The sequence below is a fragment of the Actinomadura terrae genome (assembly GCF_022751215.1).
GTDB classification, from domain to species: domain Bacteria; phylum Actinomycetota; class Actinomycetes; order Streptosporangiales; family Streptosporangiaceae; genus Spirillospora; species Spirillospora terrae.
In genome coordinates, this window is sequence record NZ_JAICDG010000005.1 from 247,467 (window position 1) to 272,084 (window position 24,618).

At 66.5% G+C, this 24,618-nt stretch carries 17 protein-coding genes and 2 pseudogenes; 6 read left to right on the forward strand and 13 right to left on the reverse strand.

The window, feature by feature from the left end:
- Window positions 1-12: 12 nt before the first annotated feature.
- The 7 genes and pseudogenes from K2F47_RS30140 to K2F47_RS30175 all read right to left on the reverse strand — a co-directional run bounded on the left by K2F47_RS30140 (window position 13) and on the right by K2F47_RS30175 (window position 6,658).
- Window positions 13-1,368: a trans-sulfuration enzyme family protein gene (locus K2F47_RS30140; protein ID WP_242909176.1), complete on the reverse strand. Its 1,356-nt coding sequence runs from the start codon at window positions 1,366-1,368 to the stop codon at window positions 13-15.
- Between the two features lie 962 nt (window positions 1,369-2,330).
- A complete protein-coding gene (locus K2F47_RS30145; RefSeq protein WP_242909178.1) occupies window positions 2,331-2,801 on the reverse strand; it encodes an SUKH-3 domain-containing protein in 471 nt (156 codons plus the stop codon).
- Between the two features lie 147 nt (window positions 2,802-2,948).
- Entirely contained in the window at window positions 2,949-3,305 is a 357-nt protein-coding gene (locus tag K2F47_RS30150; RefSeq protein WP_242909180.1) for a helix-turn-helix domain-containing protein, read from the reverse strand.
- A gap of 265 nt (window positions 3,306-3,570) precedes the next feature.
- Window positions 3,571-3,891, reverse strand: a complete 321-nt coding sequence (locus K2F47_RS30155; protein WP_242909182.1) for a polymorphic toxin-type HINT domain-containing protein — start codon at window positions 3,889-3,891, stop codon at window positions 3,571-3,573.
- Between the two features lie 346 nt (window positions 3,892-4,237).
- A complete protein-coding gene (locus tag K2F47_RS30160; protein WP_308198486.1) occupies window positions 4,238-5,134 on the reverse strand; it encodes an Imm1 family immunity protein in 897 nt (298 codons plus the stop codon).
- Between the two features lie 96 nt (window positions 5,135-5,230).
- Window positions 5,231-5,719: pseudogene (locus K2F47_RS30170) on the reverse strand (DUF4360 domain-containing protein); the annotation flags it as partial.
- A gap of 759 nt (window positions 5,720-6,478) precedes the next feature.
- A complete protein-coding gene (locus tag K2F47_RS30175) occupies window positions 6,479-6,658 on the reverse strand; it encodes a hypothetical protein (RefSeq protein WP_242909188.1) in 180 nt (59 codons plus the stop codon).
- A 415-nt stretch (window positions 6,659-7,073) separates the two neighbouring features.
- On the opposite strand from K2F47_RS30175, the pseudogene K2F47_RS30180 reads away from it, so the two are divergent.
- Window positions 7,074-7,462, forward strand: a pseudogene (locus tag K2F47_RS30180) (transposase family protein); the annotation flags it as partial.
- Window positions 7,463-7,558: 96 nt separating this feature from the next.
- Here K2F47_RS30180 and K2F47_RS30185 read toward each other — a convergent pair.
- Entirely contained in the window at window positions 7,559-8,050 is a 492-nt protein-coding gene (locus K2F47_RS30185) for a hypothetical protein (protein ID WP_242909190.1), read from the reverse strand.
- A 141-nt stretch (window positions 8,051-8,191) separates the two neighbouring features.
- Window positions 8,192-15,142 (reverse strand): polymorphic toxin-type HINT domain-containing protein, encoded by a 6,951-nt coding sequence (locus K2F47_RS30190; RefSeq protein ID WP_242909192.1) that lies wholly within the window; start codon window positions 15,140-15,142, stop codon window positions 8,192-8,194.
- A gap of 569 nt (window positions 15,143-15,711) precedes the next feature.
- On the opposite strand from K2F47_RS30190, the gene K2F47_RS30195 reads away from it, so the two are divergent.
- Window positions 15,712-17,277, forward strand: coding sequence for a hypothetical protein (locus K2F47_RS30195; protein ID WP_242909194.1), 1,566 nt, complete (start codon window positions 15,712-15,714; stop codon window positions 17,275-17,277).
- A 92-nt stretch (window positions 17,278-17,369) separates the two neighbouring features.
- Here the strand turns inward: K2F47_RS30195 and K2F47_RS30200 are convergent, their stop codons facing one another.
- On the reverse strand, window positions 17,370-17,939 hold the full coding sequence (locus tag K2F47_RS30200) for a GNAT family N-acetyltransferase (RefSeq protein ID WP_242909196.1): 570 nt from the start codon (window positions 17,937-17,939) through the stop codon (window positions 17,370-17,372).
- 68 nt (window positions 17,940-18,007) lie between these two features.
- On the opposite strand from K2F47_RS30200, the gene K2F47_RS30205 reads away from it, so the two are divergent.
- Window positions 18,008-18,250 (forward strand): hypothetical protein, encoded by a 243-nt coding sequence (locus tag K2F47_RS30205; RefSeq protein WP_242909198.1) that lies wholly within the window; start codon window positions 18,008-18,010, stop codon window positions 18,248-18,250.
- Between the two features lie 57 nt (window positions 18,251-18,307).
- Window positions 18,308-19,354: a PIN-like domain-containing protein gene (locus tag K2F47_RS30210; protein WP_242909200.1), complete on the forward strand. Its 1,047-nt coding sequence runs from the start codon at window positions 18,308-18,310 to the stop codon at window positions 19,352-19,354.
- A gap of 36 nt (window positions 19,355-19,390) precedes the next feature.
- Here the strand turns inward: K2F47_RS30210 and K2F47_RS30215 are convergent, their stop codons facing one another.
- From K2F47_RS30215 to K2F47_RS30225, 3 genes are read right to left on the reverse strand one after another with little or no spacing between them, the layout of a single operon-like run.
- Window positions 19,391-21,175 carry an ABC transporter ATP-binding protein gene (locus K2F47_RS30215; RefSeq protein ID WP_242909202.1) on the reverse strand — a complete coding sequence of 595 codons (1,785 nt, stop codon included), beginning with the start codon at window positions 21,173-21,175 and terminating at the stop codon, window positions 19,391-19,393.
- A 36-nt stretch (window positions 21,176-21,211) separates the two neighbouring features.
- A complete protein-coding gene (locus tag K2F47_RS30220; RefSeq protein ID WP_242909204.1) occupies window positions 21,212-21,481 on the reverse strand; it encodes a lasso peptide biosynthesis B2 protein in 270 nt (89 codons plus the stop codon).
- Window positions 21,482-21,521: 40 nt separating this feature from the next.
- Window positions 21,522-22,196: a type 1 glutamine amidotransferase domain-containing protein gene (locus K2F47_RS30225; protein ID WP_242909206.1), complete on the reverse strand. Its 675-nt coding sequence runs from the start codon at window positions 22,194-22,196 to the stop codon at window positions 21,522-21,524.
- Window positions 22,197-22,357: 161 nt separating this feature from the next.
- On the opposite strand from K2F47_RS30225, the gene K2F47_RS30230 reads away from it, so the two are divergent.
- Together K2F47_RS30230 and K2F47_RS30235 are read left to right on the forward strand one after the other, a co-directional pair.
- The gene (locus tag K2F47_RS30230; protein ID WP_242909208.1) at window positions 22,358-23,242 is read left to right on the forward strand and encodes a LysR family transcriptional regulator; all 885 of its coding nucleotides are present in this window, start codon (window positions 22,358-22,360) and stop codon (window positions 23,240-23,242) included.
- 69 nt (window positions 23,243-23,311) lie between these two features.
- Window positions 23,312-24,532 (forward strand): cytochrome P450 family protein, encoded by a 1,221-nt coding sequence (locus K2F47_RS30235; RefSeq protein WP_242909210.1) that lies wholly within the window; start codon window positions 23,312-23,314, stop codon window positions 24,530-24,532.
- Window positions 24,533-24,618: the final 86 nt, after the last annotated feature.

Sequence of the window (24,618 nt, forward strand, 5' to 3'; positions counted from 1 at the left end):
CGTACGACTCCCCTACTCGACTCGATCGACTGCGATTTCCGGCATGGCTTCAGACGGGCCGGTCGACCGCCGTCCGGCCACGTCGCGCCTGGTCAGCGCCTGGTCCAAGTCCTCGATGAGGTCGTCGGTGTGTTCGAGGCCGACGCTCAACCGGACCATGTCGGAAGGCACGGGTTCGTCCCCCCCGATCTGTTGATGCGTACCGATCGCAGGGATGGTCACGGTGCTCTTGACCTGCCCGAGGTTGTTCGCCCGCCAGAACAGATCGAGCCGGTCCATCACCCGGTGCGCGGCGGGCACACCTCCGGCCGGCCGGAAGCCGAGCAGAAAACCGAACCGGTTGACCGCGTCGCGACCGGGGCCGCCGCTGTCGACCAACCACATGTCGCGCTTGGCGAGGTGATGGGTGCGATGGCTCGGCAGGCCCGGGTAGAAGACCTCGACGACGTCGCTGCGGTTGGCCAGATACTCGGCCACGCGCAGCGCACTGGTCGACATGGAATCAACCCGCGCACGCAGTTCGCGGATGTCGGCCAGCAGCGTCCAAGCGTTAAAAGGGCTGAGTACGCTGCCCATGTCACGCATCGGGCCGCTGCGGAGATAACCGGCGAAATTCGTGGTCATCTCCGCGGGCTGACCGCGGAACTGAAGGCCGTGCCGGGCGATCACCGCACCACCCATACTGCGACCACTGGCACCGGCCGCCTTGGTGAGCGAATGAACAACGATATCGGCACCGAGGCCAAGCGGGCGCATCAACGCGGGTGTAGCCAGCGTCGCATCGATGATCAGCGGGATCTCCGCCCAGCGAGCAAGCTCGGCCAGCGCAGGAATGTCGACGAGCTGGACCATCGGATTGGACGGCGACTCCGCATAGAGAAACCGGGTGTCCTCATCGATATGCCGCTCCCAGCCGTCCACCGACAGCGGGTCGTCGACCCATCGGACGGACACACCGCGTTCGTCGCCGTACCGTTTATCGAAGACCATGACGGTCGACCCGTAGCACGCGGGTGAGGCGACGATGTTGGGTTTGGCACCCACCGCCGTGCTGAGGAACGGCGTCGTGGCCAGGGTGATCGCGGCCATCCCGGTCGTGGTGACCGCCGCGCTCACCTCGGCGTCGACCTGATAACCCTCCAGCGCGGCGACGGTGTCCTCAAGGTGGCCGACGGTCGGGTTGCCGCGCCGCGCGTACACCCACCCTTCTCGCTCCCCCGCGGCGGTGGCCCGCATCGTCTCCGCCGAGTCGAAATGCTGCGCGGTCGCGAGGTACGCCGGCTCGCCGAGCGAACCGAGATTGTGCGCGGCCGCCTCGTGATTGTAGGAACCGCGCACGGCCAAAGTCGCAAAGCGCGGGCCCGTCACCGCTGTGACTCGTTTTCCGTCTCGGCCTGCCATATAACCACGAGCCGTACCTCCCCATCTGCTGCACCGGCATAGATTTGAGGCATGCGCAGGATCGGTCGATGGAATTGATTAGATCACTTGGGATCACTCTGCACAACGTCCCACAGCCGCTGAAACCGATACTTGGGCCTGACCTGCTCAAGTCCGGCGATCAGGACCTACAGCAGGTCCAGTGAGGTGATTTCATTACTTAGACCACTACCAATTAAAGGCGGCGCCTTATCCGGGTACGGCACTTCATCCTGGCCGTTCCACTTCTCGCCCCACCGCCCTCCCAGCCTCCGCCAACCGGCCACCCGTCCCCAGACCGCCGCCAAGACCGTCCTGCTTGCCGACCTGGGCCACTCCGTCGAACTTGCGGCCGAGCCAAACCGCCAGGAAGGCTGCAAGGCGCCCGAAGCCTCACACGTAGGTGATGAACAGTTGCTGCGAGCGTGGTCACGCTTTCCGGTCCTGGAACAGCAGCAGGTCTTCATGGGCGATGGCCATGACGGGAACGCCGTGTTCGCGGAGGCGGGGTCAGAACGAGCGCGGCGGTGCCGGCGAGGTCCGCGAGGTGGTGGCGATGGTGCGGGCGTCGCTGTGGATGACTCGGGCTCCGCCCTCGCGATACCCGCGTGAGCACCCCTTGGCCAAGCAGGAGGGACTTCCCCATGCCCCGCGGCCCTACTCGACGGCCAACGCTATGCCGAGCACACGGGCATGAACCTCCACGACCCGCAACGCCTCCTCTCGCGCGCGGCACAATCACGTGGACTCAGCCGCATGCGAAATCAATTATCCGCTGGCCCGACTCTCCACTATCCCCCGCACACAAAAGCCGCGCCGTCGCTGTCGCCGTCAACGAGCGCGATGCGCCCGCCAGTGCAGAGAACCTGGAGGACGCATCGCCTTAATCTCCATCAACCGAAGATTGGTGTCTAGAGTGACCACTCCCCGACCAGAGCAGGTGAAACCCCTTGGCAAATCGCCACCACGGAGGATTCGAGGCCGCCCGCGTAGACGAACAGCCAGTTGTCGACTCCAGCGAAGAGTCTTGCGTCACGACCGGCCATCAAGGTCATATGCGACCTGTTCTCACCCACCGGATAGAGATCGGCCCCAGCGAGATTCGTGTACTCGAGATACGCCCTCGGCCACATCCCCCGGACAGCGCGAGCGACATCGAATCGAGCGTAGTCGAAGTACCTCACATCATCGACATCCACGAATGGCGGGTGCCGAATGAACAGGCCATCGAACTCGTGCACGAAACTCACAGGCCCAGTTTCCGCATCAAGCCCCAACGAACGCCACGCCACGAGAGCCGACTCCACCTCAACTGCTCTGCCAGGAGCCCAGCCAACCGAACGCAAAATGCGTTCCGCCTCGACGGGAAAGCGGTCGTTCATCCAACTCCTCGAGGTCTCTCAATTTTCCGCTTCCAAGCCGTTTGAGTTGATCGGCGGCGCCGCCACCAGCAGCACGAGCTGCGGAAGCGCAATTATTTGCCGCACCGCCAGCTGTACACTGGGCCGAACATCGGTGGCCGGCTGCACCTAATCCATCGAGCCACCTTTTCTTATCGCCCTTGCTATTTGAACGAGGTCCCTTATCTCTGCCCGGTCCAGGAAGCTTGCCACCGCGACCAACTCGCCAATCTCAAGAGCCACATCGTCCCACTCCGACGGCACGGCCGGATCCGAGGAAATTCCAGCGATGACATAGAGGTCGGATACTTGCATTTGCAGCACGGGCGCAATATCTCGCACAATGTCGGCTCGTGGCTGCAACCTTCCACTGAGCAATTGATAGATTGTCGACTCAGCACGCACAGAAGCGCGACTAACAGCTCTAGGAGTCAGATTCCGATTCTCCATCAGGCCACGAAGAATTTTAGCGAAGTCGTTACTCATTGCCACAGCATAGTCGCGCTCCCGACGGCCGGGCAACTCAAGAGGATCGAGCCCGCCGACGATTTTCGGAGCTCACCTAGTGCCACCCCCGGGCGCACGATCCTCGCCACACTGGTCAGCGACGATGGTCCGACAGACTCGCGCGCACAACACACCGTAGCGATTTCTCTCAAACTCGCATGGAATGCTCGGACCGAGCCACCGGGCATTACGACGAACGTGTAGTTCCCCTCGCTCAGGTCGCCGCCTTTTCGGATCCACGAGCTCATCGGAATCCAGTCCTGCGGAGTGTCATCCGCGCCGTTGCGACCCGGAAGAAGCACCCGAGTAGGCACCTGGCTCGGTCCGGGTTCCAGTTGTGGACCAGGACGGGCGTGGAACCGGCGAGCACGTAGTAGGTGTGGTGGTCGGCGACGGTGAGGTCGTGGACGCGTTGCTCGTGGACGGTTTCGAGCGTGGTGGTGTTGACCTGGGTGTATGTTCCTGCGCTGGTGCGGAGCCACATGCCGGGCTTGAGGTCGGCGGCCTTGACCCAGCGGCCGGTGCCGTCGGCGACCCAGAAGGGGTGTTCGTCGGTGGCGATCACCGAGCCGTGTGCCCGTGCGGAGGCGAGGACGGCAGGTACTGCGGCCGGTTGGACTTTCGCGTCGTCCTTGGTGGACGGCTTGGACCAGGGTGGTTCCGCTGCCGCGCGTGGGATCGATCAGGACGAGCTCTGCCGAGATGTCGATAACCGATTAATCGACCGACCTCTCGGGGTTGCCTTGAACGCCATCACCTCCATCTGCCGATCACGCTGCACCCCTCCACCGGACACGACACCCGCGCACCGTGGGGAAGGAACTGGCGCAGCACGCCCGCCATGAAGGCGCCGGGGGATGAGACGCGTCGGCCTCGCGCTGCCCGCCATCAAGGCGATAGGGCGAGACCTGCTACGCCACCTGGCCAGGCCAGGAGTCGACGCCTCGCAAGTGGCCAGCGACCAGCTCACGGCATTCCACGAAGCACTTCCAGATCGGTCCGTGTCCGCGGACCCAATCAATGCACTCTGGACGGTTCCCCGTACCCATGCGGCAGAATTGTTCAACAGCCGCTCGCACTTTAGAAACCGGAAGGCACTCCTTGACCGCGTAGCCGAACTTGAGGCTCGGAGTCGCGGTGGTGGCTCGTCCGGGCAGCCATACGCTGGTCAGTCGGCCGAGCGGATCGTAGGCCAGGCTGGTGCGCTTGTTGTTCTCGTCCACGGTGGCGGTGCTGAGGCCGGACGCGGGATCGATCTCGGTCCTGGTGACGAAGTTCGCCGGGTCGGTGACCGTGGCCGCGGTGACGACCCCGGTCGCCGGCGTGTAGGCGTTGACGGTCTTGCGACCGGCCTGGTCGTAGACGGTGGTGGGCCGCCCGTAGGGGTCCGGGGAGGGGTTGGTGGCGACGGTGACGTAGCGCGGGCTCCCGTCCTGGAAGCCGTCGAGCTTGTCGGTCTTGGTGACGTCGCCCTTGGTCGGCGCCACGTTCCAGGACTGCCCGTCGTAGAACTTCCGGGTGTCGGTGATCACGTCGTCGGGACGGGAGGTGGACGCCCCGCACCCCTTGGCGACGGTCTCCTCGCGGGAGGCGAAGGAGACGAGCCACTTGTCGTCATCGCGGGCGTAGGTGGTCCGGGTGCACCGGTCGTCGGCGGTGGTGGAGGTGTCGCCCCGGTCGTCGACCAGGCTGATCATCCCGTAGTCGTCGTAGGTGTTGCCGATCTCGGTACGCCGGCACCGGCCGCCGCCCAGCGCCCGGCGGGTCCGGCACGAGCGGGCGCGCTTTGCGGTCTGGGGGAGCGACACGGCACTCCCAGGTTCCTGACAGGGGCAGCTTGCCTACCGAGAGGACGCCGGGCCGCGCGCCGGGTGTTGGCGGGGCGCGGCCCGATGTTCTTCAGGTCAGCGCGTGGAGCACTTCTTCCAGGCGAAGTGGTAAATCGTCTTGATGGTCCCGTCGGTGGAGTCCATGGCGATGAAGCTGGTCTTGGACGCGTCCGAGGTGCCCTTGTCGACCCGCAGTTCGGTGTTGACGTTGAAGTTGCGCTCCTCGCCGCACTTCCTCCAGATGAGCTGGGCGATCGGCACCTTGTCGGTGAACTGCCAGTTGTCGTCCAGCGGGCTCGGTAGCGAGTGCGTGATCGCTCCGGTCTGGGAGTTGCCTTGGAAGTAGTAGCTGGCTTTCTGGGTGCCCTTGGCGCCCTTCGCCAGGTAGCCGTAGCCACGGTAGTCGGTCTGGGAGATGGCGTAGGTGAAGCCTTGCGGGACGTGGACCTTCATGCCGATCTGGCAGTTCTTGCGGGAGTCGGTGGGCTTGGACGAACCGCCGGCCTGAGCCAGGTAGTTGCTGTAGGTGATGGTGAAGGCTTCCTTGTCGTCCGAGATGGCGACCGCGGCGGTGCCGATCGGACAGCCGGAGCCGTTGACGGTGGCGATCTCGATCGTGACTCCGTCGGGGCCTGCTCCGAGCAGGGGCGTGGCGGCAGCCGCAGGGGCGGCCGATGGGGCGGTCAGGGCCGCGGCGGCGACGGCCGCAGCGGAAACCGCGATGCCTTTGCGCATGGGATTCCTCTTCGCTGGGAATGAGCGCTTTCCTCGAAGATCGAGGAGGTGGGCGCCCGGCAACGCGACTTCAATCAGAGGTACCGGCGGCCGGGCGTGATTCGATGAGGTGAATGGAGCGTAACTATTGAGCCCAGCACAGTCAATCGGCGGTTTTTAACTTTTCTTTACTTGAATAATGTCAACGACCAGGGCTGCGGACCCCCACTTGATCACTGCGAATCGAATGAACAGTTGAAATTTTGATGGCGATCGTTGCACTGGAAGATGTTTGTCAAACCGGAGAAATCCGGAGTGCGATGAGACGGTCACGAAATGTCTCGAATCGCGCGGTGTCTGTGAGGCCCCAGTTTGTCTCGTGGTGTTGTGTTGCGGATGGACATCTGAGGGCCTAGCCGCCTAGCCCCTCTCCCTCAACGCCCGGCGGCGTTGGCGACAGTCCAGCGGGATTGTCGGAGTCGTTGCCATAGTGATTGAGCCTCGCTTGGACCCGCCGCCATTCTCCGCCGTCTTTCGCGTCGATCGTGGACGCCCGGAACCTGTGAACGGCGTCCAGGGTCCAGGTTGGCGTTGGCCCCCGGCTGTCCGCTAATGGACGAGGTCGTTGACCTGATAGTCGATCCTCGTCCCGTCCGGGACGGCGATGGTTCGTCTCAACTTGTCGTAGACGTATCCGAAATCGACGATTCGGTCGGCTGAATCGTAGGTGTGGGTGATCGTCTTCCCTCCGCCGCTCGGACAGTTCTTTTCGGGCTCACTGGTTGCCATCGTTCCGGACGTGCGGTCGCTATGCCGAGCGCATGTGCAGGAACCGCCACGCCTTCCCCTAGACGTGGCACAATCACACGAACTCAGCGCATGCGAGATCTGTTACCCGGCTGGTCTGACCCCCCAGCACCCGCCACGCCGCCCTATTCCTCTGCGGGCGGGCGATCGATACGGCCTTTAACCGCCCACTCCATCGCTCTTCTGCACACCCAACGGCCTCGCCGTTGGCATCCGGCACCCCTTGGGGATTTCCCCCCTCGCACCCCACTAGGCGATCAGGTCGCCCCAGGTCAGTCACTCGCCGAGGGTAAGCTGCCGGTCATAGACCAGGCAGGCGCCTCCGTTCTCGACGATCGCACCCGGATTGTTTCGCAACATCGAGCTAAAGGCACAACTCCGGCGGAGGCGATCGGGCGGCGCCTTGCTGTGGTCGGAGCCGTTGCCAGCCTCGGTGCACGATCTGAAGGCCGCCCGAATCTGGGCATTATCCGCGCCTTGGCGGCCGCAGGCATCCTGCTCCTGGCCGATAAGACGTACCAGAGAGCTGGTGATCAGGTTCCGTCGCCCTATCGGAGAAGCGCCAAGCGCGATCCCAGGAGGGCGCCAACCGGGCTGATGCACGCCTGTAAGGACCGGGCGAACGCGCGAACGCACAGCTGAAGACATGGGATCCTCCGCAAGCTGCGGTGCTGCCCGTTCCGGGTCGGGCGGATCGCCAAGGCCATCCACGTCCTTCAACTCCGCGAGACCCCGCTCCGCGCGGAAAAGGTTCACTGTCTACACCGACGTCCGCAGGCCGCGTGATGGTCTCCGTGTAGGCGGTCGAGGCGGGTGACGCGGCCCTGCCAGACGGTCGCCGCTGAGCACAACCATGCCGCCGGAGGGGAACGAGGCAAGAAATCAGTGCACCAGGAAGGCTGCCCGGGAGACGACGTACTCCCCGTAGCAAAACTCTCGCCCCAGTTGCTCGAATTTTTTATACCGATCACGCTCAATCTCGCATGAGTACTCGATGATGACTCTCAGAGCGAATCTGAAGGCCAGTTCTGGGCTGACGTCCGTAGCGCACATACGCAAGGCGAGGACGGCGTCCGGAACATCCATCCAACCGTTTTCAGCTATCGCCTGGGTCAGCACGGGCTCGAGTTCGTCGATCTCTGTGACGACCCTCTCTCGAAAGCGGGCATATGCGTTGGCGTCGGCCACGAGCACGTCGGTTCGTTCAAGTCCCGCCTTGCAGAGGTCCGAGACCTCCTGGAACCAGGCCGTTCCGTTGGTCGCACCGCCGCAGAGACGATGATAGGAGCCAGTGGCGGCGGTCCACAGAGTGGCAACGATGTCAGCATCACCATAGGCAGCCAGCCTGAGCGAGTCCTTGGCAAGTGCGAGCACGTGCGCATTCGACATTTCGGCTACGTAGTTTACGACCACGTCGCGCGCACTTCCCGCCAATCTCCAGTCTTGATGGAAGAAAGATGCCAGGTGTGTGACGCCGAAGTCATCTTCAGTGAACCGACTTCCCACACGGATCGCCTATCTCGGATACGCAGTCGACACGTAATATCCACCCGGATGTCCGGCCGCACGCTGCAAGATGATCGTGTACGCATTCCCAGTCGGAGTAATAGCCCCACTCGCATCAGCCCTTACTCCAATGGAATTATTGACACCAAATCTTCCATTGATCTCCAATGGTCCGATACCGCCCTTTCGCAACCATGCATTAATACGCTTCATGTTGGATGCGATTCCATAGTCGACTACCTGTTGAGCGGTCTGCAGATCAGCAAAACGAGATTTCACCCCCGAAGCCTGCGCCATTGCTATCAATTGCTGATCACTTACATTAACATGCTCGTCAAGCACGTGTGCTGCAGGGAAACGAGCAGCGTCATCCACTAGATTGTTGCAGTTGTGCACCAAGATCGGCGTCGCGCCAGCTAGGGCGTAGTACGTGTGGTGGTCGGCGACGGTGAGGTTGTGGACGCGTTGGTGCTGGACTGTCTGGAGCTGTGTGGCCTTGACCTGGACGTAGGTTCCTGCGCTGGTGCGGAGCCACATGCCGGGCTTGAGATCGGCGGCCTTGACCCAGTGGCCGGTGCCGTCGGCGACCCAGAAGGGGTGTTCGTCGGTGGCGATCACCGCGCCGTGCGCCTGCTCGGAGCGGAGTAGCGTGGGTGCTGCGGCTGGTTGGGCCTTGGCGTCATCCTTGGTGACCCAGTGCTTTTGCTGCTGGGCGTCCACGGTGATCTTTACGAGGTTCTTCGTGCCCTTGGTGGTGATGGTGTCCTGGACGGTCTTGGCTTCGGTCTTGCCAGTCTTCGGGTTGGTGGCGAGGACTTTGTCGCCCTTTTTGATTTCGTCGATGGGTTTGGTTGTGCCGTCGGCCATTACCACGGCGGTGCCGGGGACGAAGCTGCTGCGACGGCATGCCTTAATGCCTTTGGCCAGCCACCTCAAGCCGCGGGGAAGCTTGACGAACGGCGCATCCGGGACGGGAATTCCGACGATGCCTCCGATGGTGCGGCCGCCTTGGTAGACAGGGTCGTTCCGATCGACATTGACCGGCAGGCGAAATTGCGGTGCTTTCCAATTCTTGGGCGGATCGCCCCGGGGCCGTCTCGGTGCTACAGGATTCGTTGCACCGCCGGCGAAGGACTTGAAGCTTTCCGCGATGTCGTGGCCGGCGTTTCGGGCTTTGTTGGCCGCGGCGACGGCGTCATCGAGCGTTGATTGCACCATGCCTTCGATCACGCCGACGAGAAAGGCCGGGGCATCTTTGGCGGTTTCCTTGAGAGTGGGGCGCTTGTGGCCGCAGGTGAAGGGGCTGCGGACGCAGGGTGGTAGGGGGAAGAGGCCGTCGGGGTCGCTGAAGGTCGCCGGGTTGTTGCCGCCGTAGAGGTAGCCGTTCATCTGCTGGGGATCAGCGAGGTCGATGAGCGGGTCGACGGAGATGAACCGGCCGTTGTTCGGGTCGTACTCGCGGGCGCCCAGGTGGGTCAGGCCGGTGGGGTCCTTGGTGCCGCCCAGGAACCCTCGCTGGTCGGGCCAGGTCGCTTCGGCGGTGCCGCGTTCCTGGCCGAACGGGGTGAACCGGCGGGTGACGATTTTCTGGTCGGTGGCGTTGACCGATGCCTGGGCGGTTCCTTGGTGGTCACCGGCGAGGTATTTCAGTCCCGAGGGGTCGCGTAGGGCGACGGTCTGGCCGTTGTGGCCGTAGTAGCGAGTGCCTACCGCGGTCGTTGAGCCGTTGGTCGCGCGGATCTCGGTGCCGTCCAGGTAAAGCGTGGCTCCGGTCAGGTCCTTGCGGATCAGGCGGTTGCCGTCGGCGTCGTAGATGTACCGGACGGTGGCGTCGCCCTGGGTGACCTTGTCGAGGTTGCCTTCGCTGTTCCATTCCAGGTTCTGGACGGTGTTGCCGACCGTGCGGGAGGTGGGGTTGCCCGCGTCGTCGTAGACGTAGTTCTCGTCGTTGGTGTCGGGGCCGGTGAAGGGGTTGGCGCCGGTCTGGTCGACCTTGCCGAGCATGTGGCCCTTGACGGTGCCGTCGACGTCGGGGTCGCCCTGGTAGCGGTAGTCGCGGGTGGAGATCTGCGTGCCCGCAGGGTTGTAGAACTGCTCTTTGGCGCGGCTGCCGTCGAGTTCGTAGGTGTAGTGCATCCGGTACGGGGCCGGACCGCCCGAAACCGAGGGGCTCTGCGGGCAGGTCGTTGACGCGACGCTCCACGCGTCGGTCAGTCGGCGCAGGTGGTCGTACTTGAAGCACTGGTTGTCGGTGCCGTCCCTGGAGACGTCGGAGATGCCCAGGACGTTGCCGGCGTCGTCATAGGTATAGGTGGCGTTGCGGTCGTCGCCCGTGACGTTCTCGCGGCGGTTGCTTGAGGTGGCGAGGCGCTGGGTGCCGTATTGGTAGGTGAGGGTGTTCCAGGTCCGTTTGTTGCCCGAGCCCAACTCGACCAGTTTGGGTTTGCCGGTGGGGGTGTACTCGGTCGCTCCGACGTAGGTGGCCTGGCCGCTGGTGAGCCGGATGGGGCGCTGATAGTCGTCGTAGGTGCTGGTAAGGGTTTCCTGTAGCAATCCGCCTGCGGCGGGAAGCACGACCTGGCGGGGTGTGCCGTCCAGGTTGTAGTTCTGGGAGCTGGTGTAGGTTCCGGCCAGTTGGCCCTCGGAAGCCGGGATGGTTACCGTGCTGGATTCGGGGCGGCCCAGGACGTCGTAGGCGGAAATGCTCCTGACGTAGTCGCCGTTTTCTCCGTGGCGGGTGGCGGCGGCCAGTTTCCCCTTTCCGCGGGGTGCGGTGTCGTAGGTCCACGACGACAGCAGTTTCCCGGTCGCCGACCCCTCTCGGGTCTGGGTGTGGCGGCCGAGCCCGTCGTAGCTCTGGAAGATCGTCTTGTGGCGGGCGTCGGTGGTGGACTCGACGCGGTCGAGGGCGTCGTAGGTGAACGTGGTGACGCCGGTGTCGGGGTCGGCCGCCTGGGTCCTGCGGCCGAGCAGGTCGTAGGTGTTGGTCCAGGTCTTGCCGGACGGGTCCTTCGTCGTGGTCAGACGTCCTGCGGGGTCGTAGCCGTAGGTGGTGGCGTCATAAGCGCCCGAGGGCCCGTTTCCTTGGTACTGGCGGCGTTCGACGACCTGGCCGCGCGCGTCGGTGATCTGCGCGGACGGGGTCGCGCCCTGGGGCGGGTCGACGGCGACCCAGTCCCCGCCGTAGCTGGTCGTGGAGCGCCATTTCTCCTCGGTCGTGGTTCCGGTGCCGACCACGAGGCGCTCGGTCGTGGGGCGGCCGAGCCCGTCATAGGAGAAGTGGTTCTGTGTCTCGACGGCTCCCGGGGAACTGGGGTTGAACAATGCGGGCTCGGGAGCACCGGTGGCCGAGTAGGTGGCGTAGGCCTTGGCGGTCTGGCTGCGGTCGTCATAGAACGTGTCGGTGATGAGACGGCCTTCGGGCCCGGTGCTCTGAGTCTGGCGAGGACGCAGAAGTCCGTCGTAGAGGGCGATGGAGGGCCGCTGGCCTCCGGAATTGGTGAGCGTCTTGGTGGTGACCGCGACGACTTGACCGTCGGTGATGCGGTAGGAGTGTTCGAGGCTGGGTGTGTCGCCGGCGGACTTGGAACGGTTGGGCTGCCATACCTTCAGGACGCGGCCGAGCGAGTCGTACACCAGGTCGCTGCGCAATGGCTTGTTGTTGCCGTCGACATTGCTGTTGTCGATCTCGGCCGTCGGCAGCCCCCACGCGGGGTCGAGTTCGGTGGTGGTGGTCAACCCGGTGGTCCCCGCATTGGGGGCGGGTGTGGTGACCGTGACCCTGGTATTCACTCCACTGGAGTCGGTGTACCGGGTGGTGGTGGTCTGGTCGGCGGCGTTGGTGACCGTCTGGGGGCGCCCGAAGCTGTCGTAAGTTGTCTTTTCGAGCAGTGAATAGTTGGCCTCAGAGCCCTTGTACTCGGCGATTCTCTTGGTCTGGGTGACGTTCCCCTTTGTGGGCGCGGCGCCGAACTCGCCGCCGTCGTAGAGGGCCTGCGCGTCGGCGATGACATGCTTGGGACGGTCCGGGGTCGTCCCACAGGAGACGGAAACGGTCTCCGCTCGGGACTGGTAGGAGACCATCCATCTCGCCTGGTTATCGGCGTACTCGAGGCGGGTGCATTTGTCATCGGCGGTGGAGGCGACGTCACCGAGATCCTCGACCTGCTTGACGCGGCCGACCTTGGCGAGGTCGGTCTCGTATTCGCTGGTCGTCTTGGTCTGCCGCCAGGCCCCGCCGTCCAGCGCCGTCCAGGTGCGGGAGTTGCCGACCTTGACGACGTTGGCGGTCACGGTGGCCCAGTCCCTGGTGCGGGAGGCGGTCTGGTATCGCCAGGGCACATCGACGCTCTTGTCGTGCACCGTCCCGCCGGGGGCGGTGTAGTTGACGGTCTTGAGGGCGAAGCCTTCAAGACCTTCTGCGTCGGTGTGGGTGCCGCCCTCGCCGTCGGGGACGGTTACGGTCTTGGTGCCGCCGGCGGGGGTGGCGCGGTCGCCGTGCATGCCGCGCAGGTAATAGGTGTCGGTCTGCGTGGACGGGTTGGCGAGGCTGCCGGTTTTGACGCGGACCTGGCCGTATCCGCGCCATTGGGACCAGGTCTTGTACGTTTCCCGGGTGAGGCCGTCATCGTCGTCGAAATGCCAGGCGGCATCGCCGATGTACTCGTACTGGGTGGCCATGTCGGGGGCGTGGCCGGTGCGGTCTTTCTGGACCACCGAGGTCGTGACGAATTTGTTGAACCAGTCGGGGATGGGTTCGATCTTCCCTGGCTGGTGCCAGATGGAGGGGAAGCAGCGTCTGGTATTCGTTTGTGGTGTGGGCGGGGACGCGCGGGAGCAGTCCTGCCCGGTGTAGCTGACGTTGATCTCGCCCCCCACCTCGTCGAAGATCTTCTCGACCCGGTAGCGGGTGTAGGGCGGGATGCCATCGTTGGCCTGGTCGACGCGGTTGGCCTTGGGCGTGTGTTTGAAGCTGACCTTGGGCAGTGCGATGTTGTCGGCGGGGGCGGGTCCGGCGAGGCCGGTGTGCTGGATTTCCTTGAGGAGCAGGTCGCGTTCGTCGGTTTCCTTGCCCCATTCGTGGACGAAGGACCAGGAGTCGACGTCGCGATAGGGCCAGCCCGCGCCCTTGTTGATCTGGGTGGTGACCTTGGTGAGGCGTTTACGGGACCAGAAGGTGGGCGAGGTGGAGCCGTGCCCGCTCTCGCAGCGCTGACCGGCGTTGCAGTTCATGTCCCAGGGGACATCGGGCCACTGGTCGGGATTGGCCGAGATCTTGGATTCGGCGCAGTCGAACGTCTCGGTGGGAATGCAGCGTTCGGAGACCTGGAAGTTCACCCGGGCGGCGGGGGCGCCGACGGTGTTGTTGCCGCGCAGCCCGTACTCGACGGCGGTGAGGTAGCCGCCGCGGGTGTAGGAAGTGGCGTCGGCGGGATTGAGGTTGCGGCCGTAGCGGTTGGTCTCGGGCTGGTAGTAGTAGGCGATGGCGTTGTCGTTGGTGTCCAGGACCATGTCCAGGTTCCACCGCCAGGCCTGCTGGCACCAGGAGTCGGCGAACCCCGAGGCCTTGTGGCAGCGGTCGGTGGCGCCGGGGCCGAACACCGGGACGGTCCAGGTCGACCGGGTCGGCTCACCGGTTCCCGAGTCGTAGCCGGGCAGGTGGTTGCGGCCGAAGAAGTACTGGGTGCCGTCGGTGGTGGTGACCTTCCAGTACTCGCCTTCCTTGCCGTTGTCGCCCTCGTCGCCGTTCTCGTTGGACGGGTCGGTGAGGAGTTCGAACTTGGTCCCGTCGTCGTTCTTCAGTTTCCAGATTCCGTCGGCGGCCTTGACCAGTTCGCCGCCCTTGCCGTTCCAGGTGACGGTCGCGTTCTCGTAGCCCCAGCACAGGTCGCCCGGCGATTTGCCGCCAGGTCCCTTGGGCGCGCCGTCCTCCTCACACGGCTTGTAGCGCCGCTCGATGAATCCCGGCGAGTACTCGAAACCCTCGCCGGCCCAGGACGGCTGGTTGTTGGTGTTGCCGGCTCGACCGTCCACCGACTGGGCGGAATAGCCGAGTGTGACCTGGGGGGTCAGGCTGCCGGGGACCGGCGGAACCCGCATGGGATAGTCCCAGGTGAAGTCGCCGGTGTTGCCCGATACCTGCCAGGTGGCGGACGCTTCCAGTTTGGTGGCCGTGAAGTCGCCCTGCGATCCTGCCGGTGCCGCGGCGGCCGCCAGGACGACCGGTGAGGCTGATGCGGATTGCTGCCCGGCGGGCGCTGTTTCGACGTCGGCCGTGAGCGTTCTGGCTTCGCCGTTGTTGTCGGTGATGACGGGTGTGGAGGTGCGGCATTCAGGGTTGTTCGGGGTGGTGAGCGCGCACGCGGGCAGTTGGACCAGCCGTAGCCGCGTGCCGTAGGAGCCGCCGAATGCCTGGGCGAACGCCGAATAGTCCACCCGCACGCCGACCCGGCCCGGTGTGGCCTTGGCGTCGGGGGTCAGGGTGAACATCAGTCCTTGGACGCCCGCCAGTTGGGCCGTATTGCGGTCGAGGACGCTGACCTTCGTAGAACCCTTCAACACGCTCGGCGGGGCGGCTTTTGTCGTGCCGGTTTTGGGCGCCGGACCAGGGGCTGTGAGGGACACCGGTAGGCTTCCCGCGCGCACGAGTCCTTGCGTCGTGCCGGAGCGGGAAGCCTCCTTTCCGGTGACGGTGACCTCGGCGCTTCCGGGCTTGGGCCAGGCGGCTTTGGGCGCGGGCTGGTTCTTCGTGGCGGAGTCGTCGTCCCGTGGCAGGACCTTGAGGTTCTTGCCTTTGACGGTCCGTTCGTGATCGGCGACCTCTGGCCGGTTCGAACCGGGCGGATCGGCCTGAGCGGCCGGCGCGGAGGCCAGACCCACCGCTAATGCCACGGTCATCGCCGCGGCCATGCAGCGCACCGGGCGCCGGATGTGCAGCAGCAGTCGTTTTCGGTCGCTCATCGCAGGGCCTTTCCGTGCGGGAGTCTGATGGTCCTGAGACGGAACGGCGACGTATGAAAAGCCACGCCAGGGCGCGGAGAGGCCTCAATGACTGGGCGGATTTCGGACATAGGACTTACCAGCACGCCGCGTCTCCTCAAGGGTCAGGGGAGCGCGAGACACCTACGGCGTGGCATGTCCCGCACCCTTTCGAGGAAGGTCAACGCTCCAGATGATCTGTTGTCAGATCTCGATGATCAACCCCCGATTCCGGCCACCGCCCTACACCAACGGGGGGATCGCAGGCCAGCGAAAAAATCACGTCCGTCTACGGACAGCATGACAACCGATCGACTGTCAAGCGCGTCCGCGCGCATAGAACAAACGCATATGACCAACAGTAAGAAGACGAGTTGAACAGCCTTGCCGGGCTGGCGGGAAAATGTGACGATCTTGGCGCCAGAACCGGCTACCAGAAAGACGCCCCCATGGCACGCACGCTCCCACGCAACCGACTCCTGACCACGTCCTGCCGGCTGCTCTTGGCGATACTCGGCGGCGCCGCCCTGGCCTTAACCTGCCTCGCTCCCGTGCACGCCGATACCGCCCCGGCTCCCGGCGAACCCGCCACCATCACCGCCGATGAACTGCCGACCTGGCAGACCGACGGCGTCGTGTGGGCGATCACGATGATCGGCGACACCGTCTACGTCGGCGGGAACTTCGACCACATCCGCCCACCCGACACCCAGCCCGGCGACCCGCAGGAACAGGCGCGCAAGAACCTGGCCGCCTTCAACGCCGCCACCGGCCAGCCCCTCCCCTGGTCCCCGACCGTCGAAGGAACCCCCTTCACCAGCACCACCCACCAGTGGGACTGCGACGACCTCGGCAACAACCAGTGGATATGCGACGCGGTCTGGGAACTGCGGCCCTCACCCGACGCCACCAAGCTCTATGTCGGCGGCGACTTCACCAAAATCAACGGGCAGCGCCGCGGGAAAATCGCCGCGTTCGACCTTCCGTCCGGCAACCTCAACACCTTCAGCCACGAGATCAACAGCCGCGTCCAAGCCCTCACCGTCACCGCCAAGACCGTGTACGCCGGCGGCTTCTTCACCACCGTCGACGGCACGAACCGGCAGCGCCTCGCCGCGTTCGCCACCGCGAACGGAACCCTCACCTCGTGGGCACCGACCGCCGACCGCGGCGTCCACGCCATGATCACCTCGCCCGACGGCACCCGGATCGTGCTGGGCGGCGACTTCAACCAGATCAACGGCAACCCGCCCCACGGCCTGGGCGCGGTCTACGCCGACACCGGCGCCTCCGCCCCCTGGGCCACCGGCGTCGACTACGTCAATCCCACCCGCCGCTCCTGGGTCACCGACCTCGTCAAGGACGATGAGGCCATCTACGCCTCGGCCAACGGCGAGAACACCTTCGACGGCCGCCTCGCCCTCAACCCCGACGACGGCACCACCCGCTGGATCGACAACTGCCTGGGCGCCACCCAGGCCATCACCATCCTGGACGGCCTGCTCTACAGCGGCTCACACGCCCACGACTGCCGCTCACAACCCGACGGCTTCCCCGAAATCGTCCCCGACCAGCCCTACCAGCGCCTCCTGGCCGAACCCACCCACCCCGACCCCGCCCGCTACGACACCCCGCCCATCCTGCACTGGTTCCCCAGCACCAACGGCGGCCCCACCAGCTACAACCAAGGCCCCCGCGCCATGGACAACAACGGCAAATACCTCTGGGTCGGCGGCGACTTCACCACCGTCAACAACCAGAAACAACAAGGACTCACCCGCTTCGGCTCCCTCGCCGTCACCAGCGACGCCAACCCCGCCCAACCCGTCATCAAGCCGACGGTCACCAAACCCGATGGGACGACCGGGCAACTCCAGGTCACCTGGAAGCAGACCTGGGACCGCGACAACAAGAAACTCACCTATGAAGTAATCCGGGACAACACCACCGTCGTCCACACCCTGACCTCGGAATCGAAATTCTGGGACCTCCAGAATCTCACCTTCACCGACACCGGCCTCACACCCGGCAGCTCCCACACCTATGCCATCCGCGCCATCGACCCCTTCAACAACCGCGTCCGCTCCCCCGCGAGCGCACCCGTACAGGCAGGCTGAGCCTCGGCACGACGGACCCACCGGGGACGCTCATTCTCCCGGGTGGGTCCAGAGGAGGCGATGATCCCCTCGTTCACAGGAGCCCTGCTGGTCTATTGGACGTCGCGGGCGGAGCGCCAATCGTCGTCCTCAAGGATGGAATGGATTATCGAGTCCCGCCACGCGCCTCGCACACGTAGGTGGCCCCGCATTCGGCCCTCTTCTACCATTCCGAGCTTGGTCATCAAGCGCGCGGAGGCGGTGTTCTCGGGGCTGCGTGCGCCCCACAGCCGGTGCAGGTCGAGGTGCTCGAAACCGAGTTGAAAGAGCAGCCATCCTGTTTCGGCGGCCAGGCCTTCACGCCACCGGTCGGCGCGCGATGCGAATCCGAGCTGGGCGCTCGACTGGCCGGGGTGCTGGGCGTCCACGGCAAGCCGGGCGAAGCCGATCACCTCGCCGGTCGCCGAGTCCGCCACCGCGAGCGAGTACTCGGTCCGTGGTTCCTGCCTGGCCGCCTCGATCACCTGGGAGAGCATCGCGGCGACCTGATCGCGGTTCCTCGGCTCGAATGACAGATGTTCGACGACGCGCGGGTCGTCGTACACCTCCAGCACGGCATCGACGTCATCGGCCGTGAACTCGCGCAGGGCCACGCCATCGCCCGTGAGCGATACGGGGTACATGGCCAGGAGGCTAGCGTCCGGGACGGCGGTGGAGCAGCCGTAGAAGTCCGCGCGCGGGTTTCAGGTCGGTGGAGAAGGCACCCCTTTCTAGGGCGATCCGTGCCATCCAGGCCTTTGAACACGGCCTTCGGGAATTCGTCGCGATGAATCAGGCCCTGGTCGGCAACGGCGCGGCGACGCTCTTTCCCACGACGGCGCAGGCCCTGGAACAACGCGACACCAGGTTGCGCGGCCTCGTCACGATGCCCGCGACCACGGCGCCTCCGGCTCACTCGGCCCTCACACTGCCCGAATTCGACCCACAACCGTGAGCGGGCACCAGCGAAAAGGCAGGGCGTATCGCAGGTGCGGCTCCCTACGCTCACCCTGTGACTGACGAGCCCTTTGACGACGGCACGCCGGCGGCCGGCACGTCGACCCTCCGCGGCCGGTTCCCGTGGCACTTCGGTCCGCCCGCCGGTGCCCAACTCGAACGGTTCCTGACGCACGGACTGGTGGTGTTCGACACCAACGCGCTGTTCGACGCCTACCGGCTGAACCCGCAGGGCCGCGCCGAGTTCCTCCGGACCCTCGGCCTGCTGGGCGACCGGTTGTGGGTGCCGCACCGCGTCGCGGAGGAGTTCCTCGGCAACCGCCTGGCCGTCATCAGCGAGTGCGCCGGCGCCGTCACCAAACTGACCAACGACCTCGGCGGTTCGTTCCGCAAGCTCAAGGCCGACATCGAGGAGTTCGGCGGTCGGCGCGGGCTGGCGAAGAACAGTGTCGACGAGGTGCTGAAGCTGCTGGGCGAGGCGCAGCGGCAGATCACCGAGAAGATCGGCTCCTCCTACCGGTTCGATCTCAAGGCGGCGGACTGCGTCACCGCCGATCCGATCCTCACGGAGATCGAGAAGCTGCTGGACAGGCGGATCGGACCGCCGCTCAAGGACATGCGGAAGGTGAGGGAGGAGGCCGCGTACCGGTTCGAGCGGCGCATCCCGCCCGGCTACGCCGATGCGGACAAGCCACCCGAGCAGGCCATAGGCGACTATGTGCTGTGGGTCCAACTGCTCCAGGAGGTCGAAAGGCTCCCGCGCCCGGTCCTGTTCGTCACCAACGAGAAGAAGAAGGCCAATGACCGGGAGGTGACAGCGGCCCTCTTCCACAGGTATCAGTTTTCGTCCGGCTCGCCCGTCAGACCCGAGTACGTCAAGGAGCGACTCTCGGCGCGCTTGGCGGAGATTCCAGAGGACAGCAGCGAAGCCGCCATTCTGCGTGCCCAGATCAAGCAGGTCGATACCGACCTCGCCGCCGCCTGGGCGGAGGACAGGGTGAACGAAGTACTGGCCGACCTGGGCCTGCTGGACGGCCCCGGCCCCGGCGCCGAGCCCGCCGATTCCGCCGGTTCCGACGCGCGGGAGAACGGGTCTCAGTAGCCCCCCGATCGACCCGGTGTCCATACTCGCCGCTGGTCAAGAGGACGGGAGGCTGCGGGTTATCTCGTCCGGGGGTCCGGTGGCGGCTATCCGGCCTGATTTCAGCAGGATCACCGTGTCGGCGGCGCTGATGGTCGAGGGGCGGTGCGCGATGACCAGGAGGGTGCATTCGCGCGAGATCTGGGCGATCGTCTGTGTGAGGAACTGCTCGTTGGCGGCGTCCAGCTGTGACGTCGGCTCGTCCAGCAACAGCAGGCGCGGCCTTGGCAGCAGCGCGCGGGCGATCGCGACGCGTTGGCGCTCCCCGCCCGACAGCAGGTCGCCGTGCTCGCCGACCGGAGTGTCCAGGCCCTTGGGGAGGCGCGCGACCAGGTCACCGAGGCCGGCCAGCCGCACGACCCGGTCGATCTCGGCATCGGCGGCGTCGGGCTTGCCGTAGACGATGTTGTCGCGCAGCGTGCCGTGCATGACCGGTGCGGACTGCTCCACCAGGCCGAGCCTGGACCGGGTCTCGCTGATGCTCAGTTCGGCGCGGATATCCGTTCCGTCCAGCAGGATCTGCCCCTGGTCGGGATCGTAGAACCGGGCTATCAGCGAGAACAACGTCGATTTCCCGGCCCCTGACGCGCCTATCAGGGCGGTGTGGGTGTGGCGCGGGATGGTGAAGGACACCTGCCGCAGGACGGGGTTCTCCGTGTCGTAGCCGAAGGTGATATCGCGGAATTCCACCGCGGGGGTCGTCCCGTTCGGGCCGGCGGCCTTTTCGACGAGAACAGGGGCCCGCTTGGCGTCGGCTTCCGACGGCAGTTGCGTGACCTCCTCGATTCGCTGCAACGCCGCCATTCCCCGTTGCAGCGTCGCCATCACGTCGAACATGTTCGCGATCGGCGCGCCGATGTAGGTGATGTACAGCAGGAATCCGACCAGGTCCGGCAGGGACGCGTCGCCGCTCGCGACGCGGATTCCGCCGACGACCAGGACCGCCATCATCGATCCGTGCATCGCCAGCGTCATCATCGGGCCGATGACCGCGTCCCGTTTCGCGGCCTGGAGGTTCTGCTCGTAGGCCTGGCGCGCGAGGCGGCCGATCCGCTCGGTTTCGCGGTCCTCGGCACGCATCACGCGGACGGTGCGGATCGCCGACAACGCGCGTTCCAGTTCCGCCGACATTCCACCGAGGCTGTCCTGGGCGTCTTCGACGGCGCGGCGGATTCCCGCCAAGAGCAGCAGTGTCAGGCCGCCGATCGCACCGACGATGACCAGCACGATCAGGAAGAGCGCCGCGTCCAGCCACAGCATCAGCGCGATACCGCCGACGATGGAGAACAGCCCGACCACGACCTCCGAAAGGTCGTAGGCCAGGGAGTCGCGCAACATGGTGGTGTCGGAGGTGGTGCGCGAGAGTGAGTCGCCGAGCCGCCGGCTCTCGTGCCGCCGCATCGGCAGCCGCAGAAGCTTGCCGATGAGCCGCAGCCGCAGCCCCAGCACCAGGCCCTCGGAGGTCCGTTCGAGGGCGTAGGAGGAGATCGCGGCGATGACGGCTTCGAGGACGAACACCACGGCCAGCAGCACGGCGAGGGCGGCGTAGGGCCTCCCGTCCGAGAACTGCTTGATCGTCCTGGTAGCCAGGAGCGGCTGCGCCAGGCCCATCCCGGCGGCCAGCAGCGAGAACACCAGCGCGACGCAGATCGACTTGCGGTGCCCCCGGGTGGCCCGGACGAGGTCGCGCAGGCCGACCCGGAGCGGCACCTCCCGCTCGTCCTCCTCAGGCAGGTCGTCAGCGGCGTCGCCGCCGCGGGACGGTCGCAAACTGCTGAACACGGAAGGGTCGTCTCCTCGAAAGGATGAAATCGGGGGTCAGCGGACGCGGGGCCCGACGGTCATCAGCACCCGGAACCCGGTGATGTTGTCGTCCTCACCGGCGGGACGCCCCTCGGCCTCCACCCAAGCATGCGCGCCGAACGGGGACGTGCGCGCGCCGACCCGGCACACCGGGAAGTGGCCGGACGGCCGGGCCCGGCCGCGCACCAGCGTCAGGACGCGCCGGATGCGGCGGGGCGGCGGGGCGGCGGGGCGGCGGCCGAGATCGACTGGGATCGCGTTCCAGCACAACACGGGACGGACCAACCACGCCCCCCGCACCCGCCCTGAGCGTGCGGTGCGGGGTTCAGTCCCGCAGGGCCGCGACGATGGCGTCGGCCACGCCCCGGGCCGAGGCAGGGTTCTGCCCGGTGATCAGACGGCCGTCGGCGACCACGTGGGCGGTGAAGTCCTCGGCCGGGACGTGCGTCGCGCCCTGGGACGTGAGGCGGTCGGCCAGCAGGAACGGCACCACCTCGGCCAGGCCCACCGCCGTCTCCTCGGCGTTGGTGAACGCCGCGACCTTCTTGCCCGCGACCAGAGGGGAGCCGTCGGACAGCGTGAGGCCGACCAGCGCGGCCGGGCCGTGGCAGACCGCCGCGACCACGCCGCCCCGCTCGTAGAGCGTGCGGGCCAGCCGCGCGAGGCCCGGGTTGTCGGGAAAGTCCCACATGCTGCCGTGCCCACCGGCGAACAGGATCGCCTCGTAGCCGTCGGGGTCGATCCGGTCGGGGGTGGGCGTGTCGGCCAGTTGTGCGGCGATGCGCTCGTCGGTGAGGAAGCGGCGCTGGAGCGGGTTGGACCGGTCCTCCCCGTCGCGCGGCGGGACGCCTCCGGCGACGCTGACCAGGTCCACCTGGTAGCCGGCGGCGGTGAACACCTCCCACGGCACCGCCGCCTCGTCGACGTAGAAACCGGTACCGCGCCCGGTCGAACCCAGGGTCGCGTGGCTGGTCAGGGCGATGAGAATACGCTTGGACATGGCGGTGCCGCTCCCTGAGAGGTCGAATTGCCGTCGAGGCCTCCGGCTCGGGAATCCCGGTGGGATTCGAGCGGAGACAGATTGATCATCACGCCGTCCGGTATCGAAATCCAATAGGGCCACACAGCTGCTGCTATCGGTTTTCTGATAGAAGAGGGCGGATGCGCGACGTCTCGTTCGACCTGCTGCGGACCTTCCTGTCGGTCTACCGGACGGGGTCGGTGTCCCGCGCCGCCGAGTTGCGGGGCGTGTCCCAGCCGACCGTGACCGCCCACATCAAGGCGCTGGAAGCCGACCTGGACCGGCCGCTGTTCGACCGCGTGCCGCGCGGCATGGCGCCCACCCAGGCCGCGGACCACCTCGCCGCCCGGATCGCCCCGGCGATCGACAGCCTGGAGGACTGGGCGCACACCGACCTGGACCGGTCCGGCGACCCCTTCGGCCGCGCCGTCCACCTGGGCGGTCCGGCCGAACTGCTGTGCGCCCGCGTGCTGCCGTCCCTGGCCCACCTGGTCGCCCGGGGCCTTCAGGTGCGCGCCCGGTTCGGAATGCCCGACGAGCTGCTGGCCGAGCTGTCCGGCGGCGGCCTGGACCTGGTCGTCTCCACCGTCCGGCCGCGCCGCCGCGGCCTGCACGTCGAGGTGCTGGCCGACGAGGAGTTCGCCCTGGTCGGCGCCCCCGCCTGGACCGCCGAGGACGTCGACCGCGCCCCGCTGGTCGCCTACGCCGAGAACCTGCCGATCCTGCGCCGCTACTGGCGCACCGTCTTCGACGCCCGCCTCGCCCGCGGCCCCGCCGTCGTCGTCCCCGATCTGCGCGGCGTCCTGGCCACGGTCGTCGCGGGCGCCGGCATCACCGTCCTGCCGACCTACCTGTGCGCCGCCGAACTCGCGGACGGCCGTCTGCGCCTGCTCCATCGGCCCGAGGTCGCGCCGATCAACACGTTGTTCCTGGCCGGACGGGCCGGAGCGACCCACCCGGCCGCCGTCGCGGTGCGCGGCGAACTGCTCCACCGGGGTCGCATATGGACGGCGGAAGTCACCTGACCTCTGCCCCCGAATTCCCTAGGTTGAATGTGACGGAAGTGGGGCGGCCTACGGCGACAGGGGTCATACGTGGACGTGCGGACGAAGCTCATCGGGTCGGGCCCGAACGCCGATCCCTATCCCGCGTACGCGCGGCTTCGCGAAGAGCAGCCGGTCTGCCGGGTACAGCTGCGCGACAACGTGCATTGCTGGGTGGTGTCGCGTTATGAGGACGCCCGGTCCGCGTTCGCCGACCCGAGGCTGAGCCGGGACCCCCGCACGGCCGGACCGGCGTGGCGCGAGGCCGACCGCGGCCGTCCACTGGAGGACGGCGCGGGCCTCGGGGTGCATCTTCTGACCAGGGAGCCGCCGGACCACGACCGGTTGCGCCGCCTGGTCTCCGCCACCTTCACCAAGGCCAGGACGGAGGCCCTGCGCGGGCGGGTCCAGCAGGTCGCCGACTCGCTCATCGACGCCTTCGCGGAACGGGGCGAGGCCGAGCTCGTCGCCGAGTTCGCCTACCCGCTGCCCATCACCGTGATCTGCGAAGTCCTCGGTATCCCGGCCGAGGACCGGAACCTGTTCCGGCAGTGGACCTCCAACGCCGTCGCGACCGAATCCGGCGACGTCGACGGACGCCAGAGCGGCGTGCGGCCTCCCGGCGAGTACCTGCGCGCGCTCGTGGCGGCCAAGCGGCGCGCCCCGGGCGACGACCTGGTCAGCGCGCTCGTCGCCGACCAGCGGGAGGGCCGGCTCAGCGAGGACGAGCTGCTCTCCATGATCTTCCTCCTGCTGATCGCCGGACACGAGAACACCGCCGGGCTCATCGGCAACGGCCTCCTCGCACTGCTGCGCTCTCCCGAGCAGCTCGCGCTCCTCAAGGAACGGCCCGAGCTCGCCGATGCCGCCGTGGAGGAGGTCCTGCGGTACGAGGGGCCGATGGAGCTGGCGGCGTGGCGCTGGACGACCGAGCCGGTGGAGATCGGCGGGACGCTGATCCCGTCCGGCGAACCGGTGCTCATCGCCCTGGCCGCCGCCCACCGCGACCCCGCGCGCTTCGCCGACCCCGACCGGTTCGACCTGGCCCGTCCCGACAACGCCCACCTGGGGTTCGGGCACGGGCGCCACCACTGCCTCGGCGCTCCGCTCGGTCGCCTGGAGGGCGCGGTGGCGCTTCGGACGCTCGTCCGGCGCCTCCCCGATCTGGCCCCGGCCGTCCCGCCGGAGCGGCTCCCCCGCCAGCCGAGCTCCATCGTCCGCGCCCTGCACGAACTCCCGATCGTCTTCACCCCGCGTGCGCGGACGCCATGATGAGGCATCCATCGGCCCCTGAGCCTCACCCCGCGCTCGCTAAGCCGTAAGCAACTTACGGTTGTGCATCGACTTACTATTCCTTA

Coding starts and splice junctions, on each gene's coding strand:
- K2F47_RS30145 (WP_242909178.1), bottom strand. CDS start 2,801: ATGAACGACCGCTTTCCCGTCGAGGCGGAACGCATTTTGCGTTCGGTT.
- K2F47_RS30150 (WP_242909180.1), bottom strand. CDS start 3,305: ATGAGTAACGACTTCGCTAAAATTCTTCGTGGCCTGATGGAGAATCGG.
- K2F47_RS30175 (WP_242909188.1), bottom strand. CDS start 6,658: ATGGCAACCAGTGAGCCCGAAAAGAACTGTCCGAGCGGCGGAGGGAAG.
- K2F47_RS30190 (WP_242909192.1), bottom strand. CDS start 15,142: ATGAGCGACCGAAAACGACTGCTGCTGCACATCCGGCGCCCGGTGCGC.
- K2F47_RS30200 (WP_242909196.1), bottom strand. CDS start 17,939: ATGTACCCCGTATCGCTCACGGGCGATGGCGTGGCCCTGCGCGAGTTC.
- K2F47_RS30225 (WP_242909206.1), bottom strand. CDS start 22,196: ATGTCCAAGCGTATTCTCATCGCCCTGACCAGCCACGCGACCCTGGGT.
- K2F47_RS30230 (WP_242909208.1), top strand. CDS start 22,358: ATGCGCGACGTCTCGTTCGACCTGCTGCGGACCTTCCTGTCGGTCTAC.